Source organism: Microbacterium sp. P2_F9, assembly GCF_056403635.1.
Window position 1 is genome coordinate 1 of sequence record NZ_JBFUFC010000201.1, and the last position, 7,119, is coordinate 7,119.

Sequence of the window (7,119 nt, forward strand, 5' to 3'; positions counted from 1 at the left end):
AGTGGGTGATGGTGATCGTCGACAGCGCGACGATCGTCGCGCCCCACGCCACGACCGACAGGGCGACCCGCTGCACGTCGCTCGGGATGCGCCGGCCGAACGCCTGCACGGACTGGCGTCCTTTCGCCTCCGACCACACCGCGAGGGCGAGCACGGCGAGCGTCGTCACCTTGATGCCGCCCGCGGTCGATGCCGACCCGCCGCCGACGAACATGAGCATCGAGCCGACGATGAGCGACGAGCCATTGAGCTCTCCGATGTCGACGACCGAGAACCCGCCGGAGCGGGTCATCGCCGACAGGAAGAACGATTGGAAGATGGTGTCCCAGCCGTTCATCTCGCCGAAGGTCAACGGATTGTCGTACTCGAGGCTGAGGAAGGCCGCGGCGCCCACGAAGAAGAGCAGCACCGTCGTGATGAGGGTGAGCTTCGCGTGCAGCGACCAGTGCCGCACATGCCACTGGTGCCGCCACAGCGTGTAGATGACCGGGAATCCGATGGATCCGAGGAACACACCCGCCATCATCACCGTCAGGAAGAAGTAGTCCGTCGCGAACGGAGTGAGGCCGCCTGCATTGGGTGAGAAGCCGGTGTTGGTGAAGGCCATCGCGGCGTAGTAGGGCGCCTCCCAGAGCGCCGTGAGCGGAGCGACGCCCCCGATCAGCAGCGAGGGATACAGCAGGATCGCCAGTGCGAGCTCGATGAGGATCGTCGAGAAGGCCACGGTGCGCAGCAGCTGCCCGACCTCGCCGAGCCGCACGGTCTGCCCTTCGTTGACCGGCCCACCGTGCGCGCGGGCGGGGTTGGTGTCGCCCGCGGCGATGAGCTTCGCACGCAGCCCGAGGCGCTTGGAGATGACCAGGCCCAGGATCGAAGCGAGCGTGAGGACGCCCATCGCCCCCACGTTGACGCCGATGAAGATGATCGCCTGCCCGAGACCGGACCAGTGCGTGCCCATGTCGACGGTGGACAGGCCCGTCACGCAGATGGTCGACACCGCGGTGAACAGGGCATCGGCGAACGGCGTCCGCTGTCCGTCGGCCGCGGCGGCCGGCATCGAGAGCAGTGCGGTGAAGAGCGCCACCAGAGTCGCGAAGACCAGGACGGCGAACCGCGCGGGGGAGGCGGTCGTCAGATTGCGGAGGTCATCCCACACTCGCCGGATGCTCCGACGCACGCGCACAGCGGAGAAGGGGCTCACCGGATCCGGCGTCATACGTCGTCCCCTGTCCTGTCGAACTCTTCGTCATGGTACTGCGCAAGGCGCCCGACTAGTCTTGCCCCATGGCGGACATCTTCGACGTGATCGCAGACGGCACGAGGCGCGACATCCTGCAGCTGCTGCTCTCCCGCTCCGTCGACGGGCGGCACGGGACGAGCGTCTCGCACATCGTCCAGGAGCTCGGAGTAAGCCAGCCCACCGTGTCGAAGCACCTCAAAGTGCTGCGGGACGCCTCCCTCGTCTCAGTCCGCGAAGAAGGACAGCACCGCTACTACAGCCTGTCGCCGGCTCCGCTCGACGAGGTCGATGACTGGCTCATCCCGTTCCTCATCGATGAAGACGACCTGGCGGTCCCGGCCGGGAGCGCGCAGACGCTGACGGACTCCGCGGCGCACGCGGCCGACGTTGTCGGCCGGGCTGCGGCCTCCGCCAAGCACGTCGTCACGAGCGCGCTGAAGAAGCTTCCCGGGCGCTGAGCGCCCGCCTGAACATCACCCCTGCCACAGCCGGGCGATCACGGCTCGGTGTACTCGCAGGTCCACCCACGGGAGTCCTTCTTCTCCGAGTTCCCGTTACCGTTGCCGTTGCCGTTCCCGTTCCCGTTCTCGCACTGCAGCGGGCCCTCGTGCGGCCCCCATCCGGGAACCCCGATGCTCATTCGTGCCCCATCATGCGCGCCGACCCAGAAGCCCACCGCCGCGCCGGTCATGAACGTTCCGGCGAGCAGGAGCAGGCCGCCGATGATCGAGACGAGGATGACCCAGAGGTGGGACGATCCGCTCGAAGCGGGCGGGGCAGGGGCGTACCCCGGCTGCGGGGGCCCGTACGCCGGTCCGTACCCCGGCTGAGGGGGTCCGTACCCCGGCTGCGGGGGGACATCGGCGTTCGGCTGCGGCGCTGCAGGCAGGGTCGGGTCGTCCATGATCACAGTGCACGCCCCGCCGTTATGGATTCGCTGGGAGTCGGTGCACGGCCGAGCCGCGGCATCCGTCTCATCGGTCACAGCAGTCCCACGGGTTTACACGCGTCCCGGCCCGGCTCTAGAGTGGCACCAGCGCACGCGTGCGCCGAAATGGGGGGCGGGGGAACATGGCTGAACTGCCGAACGTCCGTTTCCTGACGGTCGCCGAGGTCGCCGAGCTCATGCGGGTGTCGAAGATGACGGTTTACCGGCTCGTGCACTCCGGGGAACTGCCCGCCGTGCGGTTCGGGCGCAGTTATCGCGTCCCCGAATCCGCGGTCACCGAGGCCCTGCAACGGCCCATCGCCGACGTCGGCTAGACTGTCGCGAGGCATATTTCATTTCTGCCCGATCGCGGGCGCAGTTCGTTCTGCGCCCAGACCACGACATAGTGAGGTTTTCCGTGGGTTCAGTCATCAAGAAGCGCCGCAAGCGCATGGCGAAGAAGAAGCACCGCAAGCTGCTTCGCAAGACTCGCCACCAGCGCCGCAACAAGAAGTAGCAGCGGCTCAGACACCGAGCGCCTGTCCTCTGGACGGGCGCTTCGTGTATCCGCCAGCGAAAGGTCCGCCATGAAGTCGATCGACGTCCACCAGCTGCACGCCCGCGAAGGCGTGCCGCTCATCGATGTGCGCGAGGAGTACGAGTTCGCGCGCGGGCACGTACCAGGGTCGGTCAACCTGCCCATGTCGACCATCGGGCAGCGTCTCGACGAGCTGCCCGAAGGCCCCTTCGATGTCATCTGCCAGGTGGGCGGACGCTCCGCCCGCGTCGTCGAGGCGCTCGAGGAGCGCGGCCACGACGCCACGAACGTCGAGGGCGGCACGAGTGACTGGGTCGCCGCCGGGTACGACGTCGAGCTCTGAGCCGTGCGGCCGGCGCACCGGTGACTTCATAGGATGAGACGGTGACGACCCTCACCCTCATCGGCAAGCCCGACTGCCATCTGTGCGACGTCGCTCGCGACATCGTGGAGCTGGTCGTCGCCGACTATCCCGATGACGCGGTGGAGGTGCGGGAGCACTCGATCCTCGACGACCCTGCGCTCTACGCGCTGTGGTGGGAGAAGATCCCCGTCGTCCTTATCGACGGCGATTTCCACGCGCACTGGCGCGTCTCGGCCGATCGGCTGCGCGCGGCGCTCGAGTCGGCGTCGAGCTGACGACCGCTGAGTCCTACTCGATACCGCGCGTCCGCGGGCGCGGTCGAGCCGCGGCATCCGCTCGCGCCCTTCCCAGACTTCGCAGATGTTCGCGAAGTTCGTAAGAAGGGCGACGGATGCTGCGGAGTTCGCGCCGTTCTGCGAACTCTGTGAGGGGGACAGCCGGGCCAGCCGGGTGCCCAGCCGCTACGGTGCGAGGCGGGTGGGTCCGCGGAAGAGGTAGGTGACCTCGCGGATCGACGATTCGCCGAGCAGCAGCATCAGCACCCGGGCGAGACCCATGCCGAACCCGCCGTGCGGCGGGGCGCCGTACCGGAAGAAGTCGAAGTAGAAGTCGAGGTGCTCGGGGGTGAGGCCCTTCTCGGCAGCCTGTTCGATCAGCACGTCGACGCGGTGCTCGCGCTGCGCACCGGTCGTGATCTCGACGCCCTTGAACAGGAGGTCGTAGCTCTTGGTGAGCCCGGTCTCCTCGTCGCGCATGTGATAGAACGCGCGGATCTCCGGGTGGTAGTCGGTGATGAACACGAACTGGTGGCCGAAGGTCTCCTCGACATGCGCGGAGATCTGGCGCTCGCCCTCGGGGTCGAGGTCGCCATCGGTGCGCGGCACCTCGTAACCGCGGGCCTTGACGATCTCGAGCGCCTCGGCGAGCGGGATGCGCGGGAACGGCACCGCCGGCACCTGCACCTCGAGGCCGAACAGCTCCTCGATCTCGGCGCCGTGCTTGTCCTTCACCGCCTGGATGGCGAACGCGAGCAGCTCTTCCTGCATCGCCGCGACATCCTCGTGCGAGTCGATCCAGCTGATCTCGGCGTCGATGCTCGTGAACTCCGTGGCGTGGCGGGAGGTGAACGAGGGGTCGGCGCGGAACGCCGGCGCGATCTCGAAGATCTTGCCGAACCCGGCGACCTGGGCCATCTGCTTGAAGAACTGGGGCGACTGCGCGAGATAGGCGGTCTGGTCGCCGAAGTACTCGAGCGAGAAGAGCTCGGCATTGGATTCGGATGCCGATGCCATCAGCTTCGGCGAGTGCACCTCGATGTAGTCGCGCTCGATCCAATAGGTGCGCATCGCGTGCTCGAGGGTGGTCTGCACGCGGAAGATGAGGTTGCTGCGTCGCGTCCGCAGGTCGAGGAAGCGCCAGTCCATGCGCTTGTCCTGGCCGCTGTCGGCGGCGATCGGCGTCTCGGGGAGCGCCGCACCGGCGATGTCGAGCGACCCGATCTTGATCTCCACGCCGCCGAGCTTGACGCGCTCGTCGTGCTTGAGCTCGCCCTTGACCGTCAGGAACGTGCCGGTCGCGAGGCCCGAGATCAGCTCGGTGAGCGCCAGGGCTGCCGCATCCTGCGAGTCCTCGGTCCCTGAGCTTGTCGAAGGGTCCGCAGGGCGGGTCGCGGGGTTCACCAGCTGCACCGCGCCGGTCTCATCGCGAAGGATGACGAACTGCACCTTCTTCTGGTCGCGGACGGTCTCGACCCATCCCGACACGGACACCGGGCCATCGGAAAGACCCTGAAGCTGCTTCACCAGAACGCGTTCACTCACGAGCGACCAGTCTACGTGCGGTGGCTGTCGCTCCCGACTGGCCGCAGAGCTGGCCGATGGCGCRGCGCTCGGCATCCCCACAGAACCGGCCGCCGTAGACTTGACGCCGTGCCTGCCGACCGCCTTCATCTCGTGCGCCACGGAGAGGTCCACAACCCGTCTCGCGTGCTCTACGGGCGACTCGAAGGGTTCGGACTCAGCGTGGATGGACGCCGGATGGCGCGCCAGGCGGCCGAGTACTTGCGCACGCTCGAGCGGCCGGTCACGACGCTCGTCTGCTCGCCGCTGCAGCGCACGAAGGAGTCGGCCGAGCCGTTCACCGAGCTCTTCGGCCTTCAGCCGCAGATCGACGAGCGCGTCATCGAGCCGACCAACGTCTTCGAGGGGCGCCGCATGAAGCGGGCGCTGCTCAATCCCTTCAGCTGGCGTCACCTGCGCCAGCCGGCCACGCCGAGCTGGGGAGAGCCGTACGCGCAGATCATCGCGCGGATGGATGCCGCGATGCAGGATGCCTGGAACGCCACGGCATCCGGCGACGCGGTGATCGTCTCCCATCAGCTGCCGATCTGGGTGACCCACCTCGCCGTCAGCCGGGTGCCTCCCCGGCACGATCCCCGGCAGCGACGCTGCGCCCTCTCCAGTGTGACGAGCTTCGAGCGTCGCGGCGACGAGTGGGTCGAGGTCGGCTACGTCGAGCCCGCGGCCACGGCGGATGCTGTCGATGTGGGGGCGGTGTGACCGTTCGTCCCCGCCGCGCCGCGGCATCCGTCCTCGTCGCGGCAGCCCTCGCCGCTGCGCTCGCCGGCTGCTCCAACGACCCGCTGGCCGAGCAGTACCGGGCGGGCGACAACAAGGGCTACATCGCCGCCGATGGCTTCCAGACGGTCGAGATCGCCGCTGCCGATCGCGGCGAGCCGGTCGAGTTCGACGGGACCACCGCCACCGGCGACACCGTCGACAGCTCTGACTTCGCCGGTTCGGTGCTCGTCGTCAACTTCTGGTACGCCGGGTGCGGCCCCTGCCGCGCTGAAGCGGGTGATCTCGAGAAGGCCCAGGCGGCCTTCGAGAGCGACGATGTCGCCTTCCTCGGGATCAACACGAGCGACTCGGCGGCCTCGGCCGTCGCCTTCGCCGACAAGTACGGCGTGACCTATCCGAGCCTGCTCGCGGCGCAGGACGGCGCGATCAAACTCGCGTTCGCCGAGCGCACCCCGATCAGCGCCACCCCCACGACCCTTGTGCTCGACAAGGAGGGCAGGGTCGCGGCGCGCATCATCGGCCAGCTTCCGGATGCCTCGATCCTGACGGCGCTCGTGCGCGACGCGCTCGCGGAGAAGCAGTGAGCCTCGATGCCGTGATGGCGGGCGGCGCGCTGTGGGTCGCCTTGCCGATCGCGCTGCTCGCCGGACTGCTGTCCTTCCTCTCGCCGTGCGTGCTCCCCCTCGTGCCTGGTTACCTCGGCTTCATCGGGGGAGCCGTCCAGCCACGGCCCAAGCCGGTCGGCGCCGGCGCTTCGGCAGGCTCAGCGACGGGGGTGGCGCCCGCTTCGACAGGCTCAGCGACCGTCGAGCCCGAAGCCCCCACCCGGTCGCGCCTGCTGCTGGGCGTACTGCTGTTCATCGCGGGGTTCACCGTGGTGTTCATGGCGGTCACGATCCTCGGCGGAACGCTGGGCCAGTTCTTCCTGCAGTACAACGAGGTCATCACGCGGGTGCTCGGGGTCGTCATCATCCTGCTCGGGCTCGTCTTCATCGGCGTGTTCGGGTTCGCCCAGCGCACGGTCCACCCGCAGGTGCGCGGCAACGCCGGCCTGATCGGCGCCCCGCTCCTCGGGATCGCGCTCGGCATCGGCTGGACCCCCTGCATCGGCCCGACGCTCGCCGCCATCATCTCGGTCTCGTGGAACCTCGGTGACCCCGCCCGCGCGGCCCTGCTCGGGCTCGCGTACTCGCTGGGGCTCGGCATCCCGTTCATCCTCATCACGCTCGGATTCGGGTGGGCTACCCGCACCGTCACCTTCCTGCGGCGGCACATCCGCGCGGTCAACATCATCGGCGGCATCCTGCTGATCGTGCTCGGCGTGCTCATGGTCACCGGCGTGTGGAGCGCCGCGATGGCCCAGCTGCAGGGGGTGATGACCAGTGTCCCCCTCCCGCTCTGACGGTTCCGGCGACGGGGAATCGGTCGTCGGCGATCCGCTGCGGCCGGCCGACCACGCCGACCTGTCTC

11 protein-coding genes are annotated in these 7,119 nt (G+C 68.4%); 8 read left to right on the top strand and 3 right to left on the bottom strand.

The window, feature by feature from the left end; translation table 11 throughout:
• A partial coding sequence (locus AC1DVT_RS16595) for a potassium transporter TrkG (RefSeq protein ID WP_477390087.1) occupies positions 1-1,216 on the bottom strand: 1,216 nt, incomplete at its 3' end.
• Positions 1,217-1,284: 68 nt separating this feature from the next.
• Here AC1DVT_RS16595 and AC1DVT_RS16600 point away from each other — a divergent pair.
• Positions 1,285-1,698, top strand: coding sequence for an ArsR/SmtB family transcription factor (locus tag AC1DVT_RS16600; RefSeq protein ID WP_477390089.1), 414 nt, complete (start codon positions 1,285-1,287; stop codon positions 1,696-1,698).
• A 38-nt stretch (positions 1,699-1,736) separates the two neighbouring features.
• On the opposite strand, the gene AC1DVT_RS16605 is transcribed toward AC1DVT_RS16600, so the two are convergent.
• Positions 1,737-2,144 carry a hypothetical protein gene (locus AC1DVT_RS16605; protein ID WP_477390091.1) on the bottom strand — a complete coding sequence of 136 codons (408 nt, stop codon included), beginning with the start codon at positions 2,142-2,144 and terminating at the stop codon, positions 1,737-1,739.
• A 167-nt stretch (positions 2,145-2,311) separates the two neighbouring features.
• On the opposite strand from AC1DVT_RS16605, the gene AC1DVT_RS16610 reads away from it, so the two are divergent.
• The 4 genes from AC1DVT_RS16610 to AC1DVT_RS16625 all read left to right on the top strand — a co-directional run bounded on the left by AC1DVT_RS16610 (position 2,312) and on the right by AC1DVT_RS16625 (position 3,345).
• Positions 2,312-2,503 (top strand): helix-turn-helix domain-containing protein, encoded by a 192-nt coding sequence (locus tag AC1DVT_RS16610; protein ID WP_457098996.1) that lies wholly within the window; start codon positions 2,312-2,314, stop codon positions 2,501-2,503.
• A gap of 83 nt (positions 2,504-2,586) precedes the next feature.
• Complete coding sequence (locus tag AC1DVT_RS16615; RefSeq protein ID WP_003792170.1) at positions 2,587-2,685, top strand: 30S ribosomal protein bS22; 99 nt, start codon at positions 2,587-2,589, stop codon at positions 2,683-2,685.
• 70 nt (positions 2,686-2,755) lie between these two features.
• The gene (locus AC1DVT_RS16620; RefSeq protein WP_477390093.1) at positions 2,756-3,049 is read left to right on the top strand and encodes a rhodanese-like domain-containing protein; all 294 of its coding nucleotides are present in this window, start codon (positions 2,756-2,758) and stop codon (positions 3,047-3,049) included.
• Positions 3,050-3,090: 41 nt separating this feature from the next.
• Positions 3,091-3,345: a glutaredoxin family protein gene (locus AC1DVT_RS16625; RefSeq protein ID WP_477390095.1), complete on the top strand. Its 255-nt coding sequence runs from the start codon at positions 3,091-3,093 to the stop codon at positions 3,343-3,345.
• Between the two features lie 186 nt (positions 3,346-3,531).
• Here the strand turns inward: AC1DVT_RS16625 and aspS are convergent, their stop codons facing one another.
• Entirely contained in the window at positions 3,532-4,890 is a 1,359-nt protein-coding gene (gene aspS / locus AC1DVT_RS16630; protein WP_477390097.1) for an aspartate--tRNA(Asn) ligase, read from the bottom strand.
• Positions 4,891-4,998: 108 nt separating this feature from the next.
• Between aspS and AC1DVT_RS16635 the strand changes: the two genes are divergently transcribed.
• From AC1DVT_RS16635 to AC1DVT_RS16645, 3 genes are read left to right on the top strand one after another with little or no spacing between them, the layout of a single operon-like run.
• Positions 4,999-5,628 carry a histidine phosphatase family protein gene (locus AC1DVT_RS16635; RefSeq protein ID WP_477390099.1) on the top strand — a complete coding sequence of 210 codons (630 nt, stop codon included), beginning with the start codon at positions 4,999-5,001 and terminating at the stop codon, positions 5,626-5,628.
• Positions 5,625-6,233, top strand: coding sequence for a TlpA family protein disulfide reductase (locus tag AC1DVT_RS16640; RefSeq protein WP_477390101.1), 609 nt, complete (start codon positions 5,625-5,627; stop codon positions 6,231-6,233). Before AC1DVT_RS16635 ends, AC1DVT_RS16640 begins: the two co-directional genes overlap by 4 nt.
• Positions 6,234-6,247: 14 nt before the next feature.
• Positions 6,248-7,051, top strand: coding sequence for a cytochrome c biogenesis CcdA family protein (locus AC1DVT_RS16645; RefSeq protein ID WP_477390103.1), 804 nt, complete (start codon positions 6,248-6,250; stop codon positions 7,049-7,051).
• Positions 7,052-7,119 lie beyond the last annotated feature (68 nt).